12 protein-coding genes, 1 tRNA gene and 1 other RNA gene are annotated in these 14,982 nt (G+C 70.9%); 11 read left to right on the forward strand and 3 right to left on the reverse strand.

Translation table 11 applies throughout. The annotated features are described in order from the left end of the window. Positions 1 to 7: 7 nt before the first annotated feature. From QNI14_RS10305 to QNI14_RS10340, 8 genes are all read left to right on the forward strand, one after another. Positions 8 to 370 carry a winged helix-turn-helix transcriptional regulator gene (locus QNI14_RS10305; RefSeq protein ID WP_283716505.1) on the forward strand — a complete coding sequence of 121 codons (363 nt, stop codon included), beginning with the start codon at positions 8 to 10 and terminating at the stop codon, positions 368 to 370. Positions 371 to 411: 41 nt separating this feature from the next. Continuing rightward, positions 412 to 1,362 (forward strand): aldo/keto reductase, encoded by a 951-nt coding sequence (locus QNI14_RS10310; protein ID WP_283716506.1) that lies wholly within the window; start codon positions 412 to 414, stop codon positions 1,360 to 1,362. Positions 1,363 to 1,409: 47 nt separating this feature from the next. Then, the gene (locus QNI14_RS10315; protein WP_283716507.1) at positions 1,410 to 2,141 is read left to right on the forward strand and encodes a sulfurtransferase; all 732 of its coding nucleotides are present in this window, start codon (positions 1,410 to 1,412) and stop codon (positions 2,139 to 2,141) included. A 47-nt stretch (positions 2,142 to 2,188) separates the two neighbouring features. After that, positions 2,189 to 3,268, forward strand: a complete 1,080-nt coding sequence (locus tag QNI14_RS10320) for a DNA glycosylase AlkZ-like family protein (RefSeq protein WP_283716508.1) — start codon at positions 2,189 to 2,191, stop codon at positions 3,266 to 3,268. 60 nt (positions 3,269 to 3,328) lie between these two features. Further along, positions 3,329 to 4,309, forward strand: coding sequence for a squalene cyclase (locus QNI14_RS10325; protein ID WP_283716509.1), 981 nt, complete (start codon positions 3,329 to 3,331; stop codon positions 4,307 to 4,309). A 736-nt stretch (positions 4,310 to 5,045) separates the two neighbouring features. Next, positions 5,046 to 5,564 (forward strand): GNAT family N-acetyltransferase, encoded by a 519-nt coding sequence (locus QNI14_RS10330; protein ID WP_283716510.1) that lies wholly within the window; start codon positions 5,046 to 5,048, stop codon positions 5,562 to 5,564. 297 nt (positions 5,565 to 5,861) lie between these two features. Continuing rightward, positions 5,862 to 6,638, forward strand: a complete 777-nt coding sequence (locus QNI14_RS10335) for an isocitrate lyase/PEP mutase family protein (protein ID WP_283716511.1) — start codon at positions 5,862 to 5,864, stop codon at positions 6,636 to 6,638. A gap of 45 nt (positions 6,639 to 6,683) precedes the next feature. Then, a tRNA-Ser gene (locus tag QNI14_RS10340) sits at positions 6,684 to 6,772 on the forward strand. A gap of 87 nt (positions 6,773 to 6,859) precedes the next feature. Here the strand turns inward: QNI14_RS10340 and QNI14_RS10345 are convergent. From QNI14_RS10345 to QNI14_RS10355, 3 genes are read right to left on the reverse strand one after another with little or no spacing between them, the layout of a single operon-like run. Next, positions 6,860 to 9,112: a transglutaminase TgpA family protein gene (locus QNI14_RS10345; RefSeq protein WP_283716512.1), complete on the reverse strand. Its 2,253-nt coding sequence runs from the start codon at positions 9,110 to 9,112 to the stop codon at positions 6,860 to 6,862. Further along, positions 9,102 to 10,352 carry a DUF58 domain-containing protein gene (locus QNI14_RS10350; protein WP_283716513.1) on the reverse strand — a complete coding sequence of 417 codons (1,251 nt, stop codon included), beginning with the start codon at positions 10,350 to 10,352 and terminating at the stop codon, positions 9,102 to 9,104. Before QNI14_RS10350 ends, QNI14_RS10345 begins: the two co-directional genes overlap by 11 nt. An 8-nt stretch (positions 10,353 to 10,360) precedes the next feature. Then, positions 10,361 to 11,350: an AAA family ATPase gene (locus tag QNI14_RS10355; protein ID WP_283716742.1), complete on the reverse strand. Its 990-nt coding sequence runs from the start codon at positions 11,348 to 11,350 to the stop codon at positions 10,361 to 10,363. A gap of 93 nt (positions 11,351 to 11,443) precedes the next feature. On the opposite strand from QNI14_RS10355, the gene ffs reads away from it, so the two are divergent. The 3 genes from ffs to QNI14_RS10370 all read left to right on the forward strand — a co-directional run bounded on the left by ffs (position 11,444) and on the right by QNI14_RS10370 (position 14,957). Next, positions 11,444 to 11,538, forward strand: an RNA gene (gene ffs / locus QNI14_RS10360) — signal recognition particle sRNA small type. Between the two features lie 69 nt (positions 11,539 to 11,607). Continuing rightward, positions 11,608 to 13,743, forward strand: coding sequence for a phosphate acetyltransferase (gene pta, locus QNI14_RS10365; protein ID WP_283716514.1), 2,136 nt, complete (start codon positions 11,608 to 11,610; stop codon positions 13,741 to 13,743). Continuing rightward, entirely contained in the window at positions 13,740 to 14,957 is a 1,218-nt protein-coding gene (locus tag QNI14_RS10370; RefSeq protein ID WP_283716515.1) for an acetate kinase, read from the forward strand. The genes pta and QNI14_RS10370 overlap by 4 nt, the downstream gene beginning before the upstream one ends. Positions 14,958 to 14,982 lie beyond the last annotated feature (25 nt).

The raw sequence follows: 14,982 nt of genomic DNA on the forward strand, positions 1-14,982 counted from the left end.
TACCTACATGGCGGTGAGTTTCCGGCAATTGCGCGAGTCCGCGCCCGGTGTCTTCGGGGACGGGTGTCCGACGCGCACCGTGCTCGATCACGTCATGAGCAAGTGGGGCGTCCTCGTGCTCATGGCCTTGACCGACGGCACGGCCCGATGGGGCGAGCTCAAGCGCACCGTGGACGGCGTGAGCGAGAAGATGCTCGCCTCGACGCTCCGCACCCTCGTCGACGACGGTCTCGTGGCGCGCGTGTCATACCCCGAGGTCCCGCCGCGCGTCGAGTACTCGCTGACGGCGCGCGGCGAGGAGCTTATGGCGCGGATGATGCCGCTCATGGCCTGGATCGGCGACAACGCGGACGACATCCTCGCCCGCTGAGCGCGACCCGACCTCCTGTCTGCGCGTGTCAGGATCGAAGGATGACCACGCTCGGAACCAGTGACCTCGACGTCTTCCCCCTTTCTTTCGGCGGCAACGTGTTCGGTTGGACCGCCGACCGCGACACCTCGTTCGCCCTGCTCGATGCCTTCGTCGCCGGCGGCGGCGACTTCGTCGACACGGCGGACGTGTACAGCGCGTGGGTGCCCGGGAACGCGGGTGGCGAGAGCGAGGTCATCGTCGGCGAGTGGCTCGCTTCGCGACGTCCCGAGCGCGTCGTCGTCGCCACGAAGGTGAGCATGCACCCGGAGTTCAAGGGGCTCTCGGCCGCGAACGTCCGCGCCGCGGCCGAAGCATCGCTCCGCCGCCTCGGCGTCGACACGATCGACCTGTACTACGCGCACGCCGAAGACCCCGAGACGCCGCTCGAAGAGACCGTCGCCGCATTCGGTGCCCTCGTAGCGGACGGCCTCATCCGCTACCCCGCGATCTCCAACTTCTCGGCCGAGGCGACGCGCGAGTGGATCCGCATCGCGAGCGAGCTCGGCGTCGCGGCGCCGGTCGCGACCCAGCCGCGCTACAACCTCGTTGCCCGCTCGGTCGAGGCGGACGTCCTCCCCACGGCCGCCGAGGCCGGCCTCGCGGTCGTGCCCTACTCGGCGCTGGCGAGTGGCTTCCTCACCGGCAAATACCGCTCGTCCGATCCGACCGGCCAGTCGTCGCCTCGCGCCGGCACCGCCGCGTCGTACGCGACCCCCGAGGGCCTCGCGATCATCGCCGCGCTCGAGCAGATCGCGGCAACCCACGACGTGACCGTCGCATCGGCCGCGCTCGGCTGGCTGCGTGCGAAGGGCGCCGTGCCGATCGCGTCGGGCTCCCGCGTCGAGCAGGTGGACGGTCTTCTCGCCGGTGCCCGGCTCGAGCTCTCGGCCGACGAGGTCGCCGCGCTCGACGCCGCGTCCGACGCCTACGCCGCAGCGAAGGTGGCCTGAGCCGCAGGACGGATGCCGCGCTCTCGCGCCCCGGATACCCTGGGGGCGTGGCATCCGTCCTGAACATCTCGGCCTATCTCTTCACGCGCATCGACGATCCGTCGGTGCTGCGTGAGGTGCTGCTCGCGCGCGCCGAGGAGCGGGCGCTGAAGGGGACGGTCCTGATCGCCGAAGAGGGCGTGAACATGTTCCTCGCCGGGACGGCGGATGCGGTCCGCGGGTTCGTCGACGAGCTGCGCGCAGACCCTCGCTTCGTCGAACTCACGACGAAGGAGAGCTGGTCGGACGATCAGCCGTTCCGCAAGATGCTCGTCAAGGTGAAGCGCGAGATCATCCGGATGGATCGCCCGACGATCCGCCCGGAAGCCGGCCGCGCGCCGGCGGTCGACCCGAAGACCCTGCACCGCTGGCTCGAGCAGGGACACGACGACGCCGGCCGCGAAGTGGTGATGCTCGACACGCGCAACGCCTTCGAGGTCGACCACGGCACGTTCGCCGGTGCGCTCGACTGGCGGATCGAGAAGTTCACCGAGTTCCCGGATGCCGCCACCCGGCACCGCGCCGACCTCGAGGGCAAGACCGTCGTCAGCTTCTGCACCGGCGGCATCCGCTGCGAGAAGGCTGCGATCCACCTCCGCGAGGAGGGCGTCGACGCGCTCCAGCTCGACGGCGGGATCCTCGGCTACTTCGAGCACGTCGGCGGCGACCACTTCGACGGCGACTGCTTCGTGTTCGACGAGCGCCGTACCGTCGACGCCCGCCTGGCGCCGTCGACCTGAGCGCTGACGCCCCGGGCACTGTCGGCGCCGACCGCTAGCCTCGACGCATGCACCGGCTCACGAGGGACGAGGCGCGCCGCATCGCCGTGCGCGCGCAGCTGCTCGACGCCGATCGGCCCGCCGACGTCGTCGAGGTCGCGGAGCAGCTCGGCGCCGTCAAGATCGATCCGACCGCGACGATCGCGCCCAGTGAACAGACGATCTGCTGGTCGCGCATCGGGTGGTCGTACGAACCCGGGCAACTGACCAAGGCCGTCGAGGACGATCGACAGCTCTTCGAGTACGACGGCAATTTCCGCCCGGTGAGCCTGCTGCCCGCCATGTGGCCGCTCATGCGGGCGCGGAAGGTGCGCGAGGTCACGCGGCAGTACCTCGACGCGAACGCCGACTTCCGGGCCGACATCCTCCGCCGGCTGACCGCCGACGGGCCGCTGCAGGCGTCGGACATTCCCGACACCAGCGTCGTGCAGGCGAAGGACGAGGGCGGCTGGTACGGCTCCAATCAGGTGCCCCGCATGCTCGACCTCATGATGTACCTCGGTGAGGTCGCCGTGACGGGCCGCGTCGGGCGGCAGCGCGTGTGGGACCTCGCCGAGCGTGTCTACCAGGGGCACGGCGCTGAGCTCGACCTCGAGGCCGCGGAGGAGTACCTCGCGCACCGGCGCCTGCAGGCGCTCGGCATCGCGCGCCAGAAGTCGTCGTGGAGCGGCGTCGGCATGGCGGGGGAGGCCGCCGAGGTCGAAGGGAGCGACTGGAAGTTCCGCGTCGACCCCGAGGCGGTCGCGTCGCTGCAGGACGACCCCGGCGGCCGTGCCGCGATCCTCAACCCGTACGACCGGATGCTCTTCGACCGGCCGCGGCTGGTCGAGATCTTCGACTTCGAGTTCGTGCTCGAGCAGTTCAAGCCCAAGGCACAACGCGTCTACGGCTACTTCGCCCACCCCATCCTCGTCGGCGACCGGTTCATCGGGTTGCTCGATGCCGCGCTCGACAAGAAGAAGGAGACCCTCGTCATTGGTGCGGTCCACGAGCTGCTCCCGTTCGACGACGACGAGCGCGAGATGGTGCACGCCGAGATCCGTGACCTCGGCGAATGGCTCGGCGTGCCCGTGCGCGGCCTGGAATAGGCACCAGGTGTCTCCGGGAAGGGGCTGCGCCGTGTCGGCGCCCGGCGCTACCCTCCCGGCATGATCGAACGCGACGTGCTCGACTGGCTGCTCGACACCGACCCCTCGCTGCGGTGGCAGGTCGAGCGCGACCTGCTCGGCGAGCCGCCGGAAATATGGGCGCGTACGAGGGCGCGGATCGCGACCGAGGGGCATGGTGCCGCGCTCCTCTCGCACCAGGACCCCGACGGACAATGGGCGGGCGGCGCGTTCTTCCCGGCCGACGTCGTCGCACGCTTGCAGGCGGGCTTGCCGCCTGAGGGTGACGGTCAGCCGTTCACGGCCACGACGTGGTCGCTGACGTTCCTTCGGGAGTGGGGCCTCGATCCGGCGGTGCTGGCGGACACGGACCGGAAGCTGGAGTCGGTGGTCTGGGAGTACGAGGACATGCCGTATTGGGGCGGTGAGGTCGACGTCTGCATCAACGCGATGACGCTCGGCAACGGCACGTGGCTCGGCCGTGACATGTCTGCGCTCGCCGACTGGTTCGTCGCGCACCAGCTGCCCGACGGCGGCTGGAACTGCGAGTGGGTCGAGGGTTCGACCCGCTCGTCGTTCCACTCCACGATCAATGCCGTCCGCGCACTGCTCGAGTACGAGCAACGCGTCGGCGCGACACCCGAGATGATCGCGACCCGGCGGCGCGGCGAGGAGTACCTCCTCGCACGGCGGCTCCGCTATCGGCTCTCGAACGGCGAACCGCTCGGTGGTTGGACCGACGTGCTCATGTATCCGCCTCGAGCCCAGTTCACGACCCTCAAGGCGCTCGACCACCTCACCGCGGCCGCGCTGCACGACGGGATCCCGTTCGACGAACGGATGACCGAAGCGGTCGAGTCGATCCGTGCGCGGCGTCGCCCGGACGGAACGTGGGTGCAGGAACACGTCATCCCCGGTCGGGTCTGGTTCCCCCTCGACGTCGCCGAGGGCGAGCCTTCGCCATGGCTGACCTTCCAGGCGCTTCGCGTGCTCTCGCGTTGGGATGCCGCCGCGTCCGGCTGAGCACAGACGGTGACCTGTAGGGCGTGGATGGGGATCGGACGCCGTCCCTCCGGCATCCGATCCCGCCATGTCCCGCTGGTCGGACAGGTGTGCCAGGCGTGACGGGCCCGACCGTCAACGCGCTCTTCCCCCCAGAAGAGGCACATTGGAATGGTACGTACCTCAGATGACGGAACTGTCACGAAGTGGCGATTCCGGACGAGCCCGGACAAGATTCTCGGCCGGTCACACTCGTGAGGCGCACCGGCGGCGAACAGGGGGCACCGTGCGATGAACACCGATCACGACGATTCGTCGGCAGAGACGCCGGCCGATGTCGCGACCGCGCTGCAGGCGCTCCGCGCCGAGTCGAGCGCGACGTATGCCGATAACGCTATGCATATCGCTGCGCGTCGCGCGGCCGACGGTGCCGCGCCGTCGGCGGCGCGAGTCGCCCGGTCGACGGTCTTCGACGCGTTCCGTGCGGATCGATCCCGGCTGAACCCGACCCTCGTCGCCGAGATCGTCGTCGCGCTCGGCGAGTCCGCGGAGGAGGGCGAGCGCTGGCGCGAGCGTGCGCGGCTCGCCAATGCGACCCGCCGCGGGGTCGTCGCGACATCGGAGCGCGCGGTGCGCTCGATCGGCTCGCCGAGTCGCTCCTCGACCCGACGCACAGTCCGTGGTTGGCCGTCCTCGGCTCGGGCATGTCTGCTGCCGGCGGTGACGGGCGCGCCGGGCGTTCGCCTACGCTCGACGTATGACCTCCGCGGCATCCACCCCGTTCCGAACCTTCGACGACGGTGCAGTACTCCGTGCAGCTGCGCTCGGTGATGAGGAGGGCATCCTCGCCGCGATCCGCGCGCTCGCCGAGTACGAGCGCGAGCCGCACGCCGTCGAGAACACGGCCGCCGAGATCGCGGCGCGGCTGTTCGGCGACCACCCGCAGGCGTTCGCACACGTCGTGGAGCGGGGCGGCGACATCGTGGGGATCGCCGTCTGGTTCCTCACCTACTCGACGTGGACCGGTCGGCACGGCATCTGGCTCGAGGATCTGTTCGTCGACGAGGCGCAGCGGGGCCGGGGCTACGGCAAAGCGCTCATCGCGTCGCTCGCCGCTGTTGCCGTCGAGCGCGGGTATGCCCGCCTCGAGTGGACGGTGCTCGACTGGAACGCCCCGTCGATCGCGTTCTACCGGTCGCTGGACGCGGTCCCCATGGACGAATGGACGACACAGCGACTCTCCGGTGACGCGCTCGTGGCGCTCGCCTCTGCCTGAGCCGCGCGAGCCGAACCCCTGATGATCACAGAGATCGTCGGGTCGAGGCAACCCCTATCGGCGTCGCGCGCCGCAGGGCACGATGGCTCGCGAGGGGGGATTCCTCGACAACTCCCGTGGCGCTGCATCCGGTGCCTGGAGTGGCGACACGGGCCGATCGGTCGGATTCGTCCGGCCGTGACCGGCGACCCGGTGGCGGGCCCGCGAGGGCCGTGGTCACCGGGTCGTCCCGTGCGCGTGTGGACTTCTGAGGACACGGGCGACCCTCCGTCGCCGAATCGGTGGCACGGTGGAGACATGACCACTCTCAGCACCCCCGACCGCGCTCGCCGCCTCCGCGAGCTGCACGCCGCTCCCGAGATCCTCCGCGTCGTCAACGTGTGGGACGTCATCTCTGCGAAGGCGGTGCTCGATCTTCCCGAGACGAGGGCCATCGCCACAGCGGGGCACTCGATCGCGGCATCGTTCGGCTACGCGGACGGCACCATCCCGCTCGACGTCACCCTCGACATGGTCGGGCGCATCGTCGAGGCCGCAGGCGACGTCCCGGTCAGCGCCGACCTCGACGACGGGTACGACGACACCGCCGACACCGTGCGGCGTGCGGTGGGCGTCGGCATCGTCGGCGCGAACATCGAAGACCGGCTCCGCCCCTTCGAGGAGTCCGTCGCACGCGTCGCTGCGGCCGTTCGTGCGGCCGAAGCCGAGGGTGTGCCGTTCGCGCTGAACGCCCGCACCGATGCGTTCGTGCGTGGCGGCGACCGGCCCGCCGAAGAATCGCTCGCCGACGCGATCGCGCGCGGGCGCGCGTTCATCGACGCCGGCGCCGACGTCGTGTTCGTTCCCGGCGTCTTGGATGCCGCGACGGCGGCCGCGCTGGTCGAGGGCATCGGCCGGGTCAGCGTCATCGGCCTGCCCGGCGCGCTCACAGCCGCCGAGTACGAGCGGCTCGGCGTCGCACGCATCTCGTACGGCCCGCTCACCCAGCGTGTGGCGCTGACCGCATTCCAGGATGTCGCGAAAGACCTCTACGCCGACGGTGTCGTGCCGCCGAGCACCCGCGCGCTCAACTGACGCCGCGCCGGGAGCGCACTGTCCTGCGTGATAACCTCGACCTTTGGAAGCGTGTCCGAGCGGCCGAAGGAGCATGGCTGGAATCCATGTAGGCGGGGTAACTCGTCTCGCAGGTTCAAATCCTGTCGCTTCCGCGGAAGATGAAGTCCCCCACCGGGTTCCGGTGGGGGACTTCTCCGTTCCAGGCCACGGTCCGTTCCAGGCCACGGTCCGTTCCAGCGTCAGGGCGCCGATACCTGCTCCGCCGACGCGAACGTGGACCCCGGGCGGATGAGCAGCGAGCGCGGCGTAGCCAGCGCGAGGAACCTCGTCCTGCCACTCGCGCCCTCGCGGAGCGCATCGCGCACGGCAGCGGCATCTGCTCGCAGTCGTTCCGCCGATTCGGATGCCGGTGTCCCCGGTGCCGCGTAGCTCGAGAGCTCGACCGCCTTCACCAGGCGATCCATCGACGCGCGTGGCGCGCCGAACGCCACGCTGAGCCGCCTCCCGAACGCCCGCGGTGACTCCGCGGCGCGCACCTCGATGCCGTGATCGATCGCGGCGTCCTGGACGAGCCGCCACGCCGCCGCGACACTGCCGGCCGCCGCGCGGCGCGCTCGTGCCGCGTCACGCGCGATGCGGGTCACGCCCGGTGCCGCGACGAGTGCGAGCGCGCCGAGGGTCCAGGCGAGGACGGGAAGGATGCCGCGGAAATCGAACCCGCCGGTCGCTGCGCCGGAGGACGCGCCGTCCTCCGGATCGCGCGGCGGGGCGCTCGTCTGCGGTGAGGCGCTCGCAGTGGGCGACGGCGACGCCGACGGAGTCGGGTCGCCCGGGTCGACGGACTCGGCGTTGAAGCGCTGCGCGGTGCCGAGGCTCTTCGTCGGTTCGAATGCGACCCAGCCGATGCCCTCGAAGTGCACCTCGGGCCAGGCGTGCAGCTGCGCGGTCGTCGCCTCGTACACGCGCTCGTCGTCGCGTGTCTCGCCCGTCGGGTTCCCCGGGAGGAAGCCGACGACGACACGGGACGGCATGCCGAGGGTGCGCGCCATCAGCGCGAAGGCCGAGGCGTAATGGACGCAGTAGCCCGAGCGCGCCTCGAGGAATGCGCCGACGGCGTCGGCACCCGAACCGTCGAAGCCGGCCTCCACCGGCGTCTCGAGCGAGTACTCGAACGACGTGCCGCGGAACCAGGATTGCAGCGCGAGCAGGCGGTCGTAATCGGTCGTGGCATCCGCGGTGACCTCGGCGGCGAGCTCGCGGATGATCGGGGGGAGCGGTGCGGGCAGGCTCGTCGCACCCGCAACGCTCGCGCCACCGAGCCCCGCCTCGGCGGCGCGAGCCTGCTCGAGCGTTGGCAGTGGTTTCGTCGTGACGACCTTGAACTGCTGCCCGCGCGCGGGGGTCGCAGCCGAACGGACTGTGAGGTTGTCGGGGGCGACGATCCATTCGTCGCCGAGACCGTCGAACGACGTCGCGGGGTAGGGGATCGGGAGCGTGGTCGACGAGAGGTCGAGCACCTCCACGTTCGTCGTATCCTCGCGGACGCGGATGTCCTCGCCGGCCTCCGGCACGTCAGCCGTCCAGGAATCGAGCGGCACCGTCCGGCCGCGGTCGGGGACCCACGACGAACTGTCGAGTCGCGTGAGCGTCGCGATCCGCAGGTACGGGGGAGTGGGCGCCTCGCCCCAGGTGCGGACGACCGGCGTCTCCGACGGACGCCGCAGGTCGTCGCCGAGTTCGAGGGATGCGTCGATGCTCGTCCCGCCCACGGCGCCGCCGCCGGCGACGGACGGCGGCAGGTTCGGCGCGGCGACGACCGAGATGACGATGGCGGCGACCGCGATCGTCGCCGACACCGCACCCACGCGGGTCCGCGTCTTCGCGGCGAGCGCGGACGTGCGCGACCTCGTCTCGGCGCGGATGAGCCACAGCATCGCCGCGGCCAACACGACGAACGCCCAGACATCGACGCTCCGCCGGACCGCGAGTGAGGGGATGAGCCACACCGCGACCAGCGCGACCGTCGCGAGCAGCGGCATCCGAGCGGTCAGCACAACGTGATCGAGCGCGATCGTGAGGAGGCCGATGGCCGCAACGATGAGGAACGACAGCGACGGGGTGGCGTCGAGCGGCGCGACGCCGACCGCGATCGCTGTGGACGCGTCCTCGACGAGGAGGGGCACCCGCTCGATGGCTTCGACGGTCGGGATGACGAGCAGCCACGCGGCATCCGAGAAGAAGACGGCCGTCGTCCCGCCCACCCAGAGCACCGCCTGCAGTGCCGTCACCCCGACCGCGGGCAACCCGAACCGGCGGGCGAGATACCCCGCGATGAGCAAAGCCGCTGCCCCGGTGATCGAGAGGAGCGTCCACAGCCCGGGCGAGATCACCGTGACCAGGGGGAGCAGCGCCGCGACGATCGCCACGAGCAGTGCGATCGTCGAGCCGCCGTCGTGGCGCGGGCGCGCTGACGTGCGCGACTCACCCGACACGACCGGCACCTCGTTCTGAAACGGTTGCCCAACGGGCCCAGAGCGTTCCGAGCTCGTCCTCGGGCTCGAGCGCGACCGCTCGCCACCCCGCGGCGCTCGCGGCGCGGACCCCGGTCGAGTCGGCGCCTACGCTCAGCAGCACGGGGAGCGAGGTGTGCGTCGTGATCGGCGCGAGCACGGCGACGTCGCGGTCGTCGATCGGCCCCGTCACGATGACGACCGGTCCGAGGGTCGCCCCGACGAACAACGGCGGCGCATCGGCGAGGGTGCCGTCGCGACGCGCTGTGAGCGTCGCGAACGACACGATCATCGCCTCGACGGCCGCGCCGTCGCCCGCGTCGATCGGTTCCGTCAACTCACGCCCGTCGACGTCGATGACCGCGACGGAGTACCCCTCGCGGACGAACCTCGCGACGGCGGATGCCGCAGCTGACACCGCCACCTCGAACGCCGGGTCTTCACCGGGCGCACGCAGCGCCTCGGCGCCCCACCGAGACATGGAGCGGTCCAGGACCACGACGGCCTCGGGGTTCGACTCCTGCTCCTCCTGCCGCACCATCAGGTCACCGCGGTGGGCGCTCGCGCGCCAGTGGATGCGCCGCATCGAGTCGCCGGGGACGTACACGCGGGGGATGAGGTTGTCGGCGCCCTGCCCGAGTCGGTCGGTCTGCGTCTGCATCGTGCCACCGGCGTTGCCGGGGAGCTCTTCGAGCGATCCGAGCTCGATGAGCGCGGGTGCGATCGTGAGGGGGACCGGTTCTCCCTGGCGCACCGTCCGCCGCGCGAAGCCGAACGGGTCGGTCGTCGTCACCTGCAGGGGACCGATGTGACGGATGCCGCGCCGCCGGGCGATGAGCCGGTACCGCAGGTCGACGCTGTGGCCGCCCGTGACCAAGCCTGATCGCAGCCCCGGGAACACGCCCGATGCGTCGCCCTCGAGCCCCACCGGCAGCGTCTCTTGCCATGTGCCGACCACGGTCGGCAGCACGGTGCGGCATTCGACCCGCGCGTGCACGGTGACCGCGTCGCCCACAGCGGCGACTTCGGGGGAGAACGTGCGGCGCACCCGATCGGGCCGGTGCCCGAGGTGCAGCGACACCAGGCCGAGCGCCGTGACCGCGAGCAGCAGGACCCCGAAGAACAGCAGCGCCGGCACGGCGAGGGCGCCCGCCAAAATAAGTGCGAGCACGCCGAGGACGACCGCACCGGTTCCCCGGAGCGTGAGCGGCCAGCGTGACATGCGGATCGTCAGTGTGCTGCGAGCGGAACGCGGACCGCGGCGGCGATGCCCTGCAGCGCGGCACTCACCGTGTCGGCGCCGGAGCGGCCTCGCGAGATGCCGCGGGCCGCGATCAGCCGGTGCGCGAACACGGGTTCGAGTAGCGTCGCCACGTCGTCGGGGATCACGAACTCGCGGCCCTCGAGCGCCGCCCACACCTTCGCGGCGCGGACGAGCTGCAGTGTCGCGCGCGGGCTCGCTCCCAGGCGCAGCTCCGGGTGCGCGCGGGTGGCCCGGGCGAGCCCGACGGCGTACTCCTCCACAGAGGGCGACACGTGGATGCCACGCGCATAGGTGATGAGCGATGCGATGCGCTCGGCGGTCACGACCGGGGTGAGTGCGTGCAGGGGGTTCTCGGTGTCGCGCTGGCGCAGCATGAGCGCTTCGTCCGCGGCATCCGGATATCCCATCGAGATGCGCATCATGAAGCGGTCGCGCTGCGCCTCGGGGAGGGCGTAGGTCCCCTCCATCTCGAGCGGGTTCTGCGTCGCGACGACGAGGAACGGGTCGGGCAGGTGGCGGCTGGTGCCGTCGACGGTGACCTGTCGCTCCTCCATGGCTTCGAGGAGCGCGGACTGCGTCTTGGGGGAGGAGCGGTTGATCTCGTCGGCGATGACGATGTGGGCGAAGATCGCGCCCGGCTTGAACTCGAAGCGGCGCTCGACGGGGTCGTAGACGCTGACGCCGGTCACGTCGCCGGGGAGCAGGTCGGGGGTGAACTGGATGCGGCGGACGGTCGCGTCGACGGTCGCGCCGAGCGCCCGCGCGAGCATCGTCTTGCCGACGCCGGGGACGTCCTCGATGAGCAGGTGTCCCTCGGCGAGCAGGCACACGAGCGCGGCCCTGACCGCACCCGGCTTGCCGTCGATGACCTTCGAGACGGATGCCCCGATCGCGGCCGTCGCCTCGGCGAAGGTCTCCGCGGTCTCGTTCGTCCGCCCCAGCGTTCCGTCGGTCATCCGTCCCCCTCGCAGCCGGCGCGCGTCGGCGCGCATGGCACCGATGCTAACCCGGGCCGCGCGTGCCGCGTCCGGACGTCGGGTAGACTTCCAGGAGCTCTCCGCGAGACGGCATCCAGGCCAACTCCCCCAGGACGGAAACGTAGCAAGGGTAACTTGGCTCTGCCGGGTTCGCGGAGAGTCTTTCTTTCCCCGGTGCGCGGATTCGCCCGTCGTTCCCAGGTGGCCCAGAAGTGAGGTCGTCCTAAGCTGGGACCGTGGCTCAGAGCATCTACATCACGTCCGCTGCAGGTCACTCCGGGAAGTCGACGATCGCCCTCGGCGTGCTCGACACCCTCATCCACACGTCGCCGCGTGTCGGGGTGTTCCGCGCGATCGCGCGCTCGACCGAGGAACGCGACTATGTCCTCGAGATGCTCCTCGACCACGACGGCGTCGATCTCGGCTACGACGAGTGCATCGGCGCGACCTACGACGAGGTACGCGCCGACCCCGAAGCTGCGCTCGGCCGCATCGTGGAGAAGTACAAGGCTGTTGAAGCGCAGTGCGACGCGGTCGTCATCGTCGGCAGCGACTACACCGACGTCGGGAGCCCCGCCGAGCTCGGCTACAACGCGCGCATCGCCGCGAACCTCGGGGCGCCAGTCCTGCTCGTCCTGAACGGCCAGTCCGACGATCCCGATGCCCGGGCGGATGCCGCGGCCCTGTCGCCCGAGCAGGTCGCGAACCTTGCCACCCTTGCGCTCGCCGAGGTGAAGCACGAGCGCGCCGGCCTCTTTGCCGTCGTCGTGAACCGCGCCGATCCGGGCCGGCTCGACGAGATCATCGCTGCGGTGAAGGCCGCGCCCGCCGCCCGCGGTGATGTGGGCGTCTGGGCCGTGCCCGAGGACGCGTACCTCATCGCCCCGTCGGTGAAGGACGTCGCCCGCTCCCTGGGTGCGACCGTGGTCGGCGGTGACGAAGCGCTGCTCGACCGCGAGGTACTGCACGTCGTGGTTGCGGGCATGTCGCTGAACAACGTGCTGCCCCGCCTCGAGGAGGGGGCGATCCTCGCGGTCGCCGCCGATCGCACCGAGGTGCTCCTCGCCGCGCTCCTCGCCAACGCGTCTGGCACGTTCCCCGCCTTGTCGGGAATCGTGCTCTATGGGCCGTTCGAGCTGCCCGAGCCGGTCGTCCGGCTGATCGAGGGCCTCGATTCGAACCTGCCCATCCTCGCGACCGACGAGGGCACCTACGAGACGGTCCGCGGCATCATGAGCGCGCGCGGACGGATGGCCGCGCACTCGCAGCGTCGGTACGACACTGCGCTGTCGCTGTTCGAGCAGCACGTCGACACCGAGGAGCTGCAGCGCCGCCTCGGACTTGCGACCTCGACGGTCGTGACGCCGCTCATGTTCCAGTACCGCCTCGTCGAGCGGGCGCGTGGGGAGCGCCGGCGCATCGTGCTGCCAGAGGGAGACGACGATCGCATCCTCCGCGCGGCGGCCACCGTGCTCGCGCGCGGCATCGCCGACATCACGATCCTCGGCGAGCCCATCGAGGTCCGCGCACGCGCGCTCGAACTCGGCCTCGACATCCAGGACGCCGAGGTGCTGAGCCCGTTCGACGCCGTCCACGTCGACAAGTTCGCGACCGAGTACGAGCGGCTGCGCGCCCACAAGGGCGTCACCTACCGGCAGGCGACCGACACCGTCACCGACGTGTCGTACTTCGGCACGCTCATGGTGCACCTCGGCCTCGCCGACGGCATGGTGTCGGGTGCCGCACACACGACAGCGCACACGATCCGCCCCGCGTTCGAGATCATCAAGACCAAGCCCGGCGTGAAGGTCGTCTCGAGCGTCTTCCTCATGGCGCTCGCCGACCGCGTGCTCGTCTACGGTGACTGTGCGGTCATCCCCGACCCGACCGCCGAGCAGCTCGCCGACATCGCGGTGTCGTCGGCCGCGACCGCGCAGCAGTTCGGCATCGAGCCGCGCGTCGCGATGCTGTCGTACTCGACGGGGGAGTCCGGTTCCGGCGCCGACGTCGACAAGGTGCGCGAGGCCACCGCGCTCGTGCGCGCTCGCGCCGCTGAGCTGCTCGTCGAGGGCCCGATCCAATACGACGCGGCGACGGATGCCGCGGTCGCGGCGACCAAGATGCCCGGATCCGACGTGGCCGGCCGCGCCACGGTGTTCGTCTTCCCCGACCTGAACACCGGCAACAACACCTATAAAGCGGTGCAGCGCAGCGCCGGAGCGGTCGCGATGGGACCTGTCCTCCAGGGCCTCAACAAGCCGATCAACGACCTGTCCCGCGGCGCCCTCGTCGAGGACATCGTCAACACCATCGCGATCACCGCCATCCAGGCGCAGAACGTCGCGCCGTCCTCCGAAGGAGCATCCGAGTGACCCCCGTCCTCGTCATCAACAGCGGCTCGTCGTCGTTCAAGTACCAGCTCGTCGACGTCGACACCGAGCGCGCGCTCGCCGCGGGCTTGGTCGAGCGCATCGGGGAGTCGGTGGGCGCGGCATCCCACACCGTGTACTTCTCGGGTGCGGCCGTCGCAGCGACCAAGGCGACGACGACGCAGGAGCTCCCGATCGCCGACCACACCGCCGGGTTCGAGGTCATGCTCGGTGCCTTTGCAGCCCAGGGGCCCTCGCTGCAGGAGCCGCGTCCCGTCGCGGTCGGGCACCGCGTCGTGCAGGGTGGTGCGCGGTTCTTCGAGCCGACGCTCATCACGCCGCTCGTGGAGATCAACATCGACGAGCTCAGCGCCCTCGCGCCGCTCCACAACCCCGGCGCGCTGCAGGGCATCAAGGCCGCGCGGGCCGCGTTCGGCGATGTCCCGCACGTCGCGGTCTTCGACACCGCGTTCCACCAGACCATGCCGGCTGCGGCATCCACGTACGCCATCGACCGGGAGACCGCGGAGCGTCACCGTATCCGCAAGTACGGCTTCCACGGCACGAGCCACAAGTTCGTCAGCGAGGCCGCCGCCGCGTTCCTGGAGCGCCCGCTCGGTGACCTGCGCCAGATCGTCCTCCACCTCGGCAACGGAGCGTCGGCGACGGCGATCGCCGGCGGTGCGTCGGTCGACACCTCGATGGGGCTCACGCCGCTCGAGGGTCTCGTCATGGGAACGCGCTCGGGCGACCTCGACCCGTCCGTGCTCGGCGTGCTCGCACGTCGCGATGAGATGAGCCCCGCCGACCTCGACGCGTTCCTCAACAAGCGCAGCGGCCTGCTCGGCCTCGCCGGCGCGTCCGACATGCGCGACATCACCCGACGGCGCGCCGAAGGCGACCCGCACGCGACGCTCGCGTTCGACGTCTACATCCACCGGCTCCGCGCCTACATCGGCGCCTACTTCGCGCAGCTCGGCGGTGTCGACGTCATCTCGTTCACCGCCGGTGTCGGCGAGAACGCGCCGCTCGTGCGCGCCGAGGCGCTCGCGACTTTCGGGTTCGCCGGGGTGCGGATCGACCCCGAGCGCAATGAGGCCGCCGAGCGCGGCATCCGCGTCATCTCGACCGACGACTCGGCCGTCACGGTGCTCGTCGTCCCGACCGACGAAGAGCTCGAGATCGCCCGGCAGGCGTACGCGGTCGCCGGCGCCTGATCCGACCGGCCGGCGATTGGACGTC

Source organism: Microbacterium dauci (assembly GCF_030065535.1).
In the GTDB taxonomy this organism is placed as follows: Bacteria; Actinomycetota; Actinomycetes; order Actinomycetales; family Microbacteriaceae; genus Microbacterium; species Microbacterium dauci.

Bases quoted from the DNA above. Each gene is read 5' to 3' on its own strand.
- QNI14_RS10330 (WP_283716510.1), top strand. From the start codon at position 5,046: ATGACCTCCGCGGCATCCACCCCGTTCCGAACCTTCGACGACGGTGCA.
- QNI14_RS10335 (WP_283716511.1), top strand. From the start codon at position 5,862: ATGACCACTCTCAGCACCCCCGACCGCGCTCGCCGCCTCCGCGAGCTG.
- QNI14_RS10355 (WP_283716742.1), bottom strand. From the start codon at position 11,350: ATGACCGACGGAACGCTGGGGCGGACGAACGAGACCGCGGAGACCTTC.
- QNI14_RS10310 (WP_283716506.1), top strand. From the start codon at position 412: ATGACCACGCTCGGAACCAGTGACCTCGACGTCTTCCCCCTTTCTTTC.
- QNI14_RS10320 (WP_283716508.1), top strand. From the start codon at position 2,189: ATGCACCGGCTCACGAGGGACGAGGCGCGCCGCATCGCCGTGCGCGCG.
- QNI14_RS10305 (WP_283716505.1), top strand. From the start codon at position 8: ATGGCGGTGAGTTTCCGGCAATTGCGCGAGTCCGCGCCCGGTGTCTTC.
- QNI14_RS10325 (WP_283716509.1), top strand. From the start codon at position 3,329: ATGATCGAACGCGACGTGCTCGACTGGCTGCTCGACACCGACCCCTCG.
- QNI14_RS10350 (WP_283716513.1), bottom strand. From the start codon at position 10,352: ATGTCACGCTGGCCGCTCACGCTCCGGGGAACCGGTGCGGTCGTCCTC.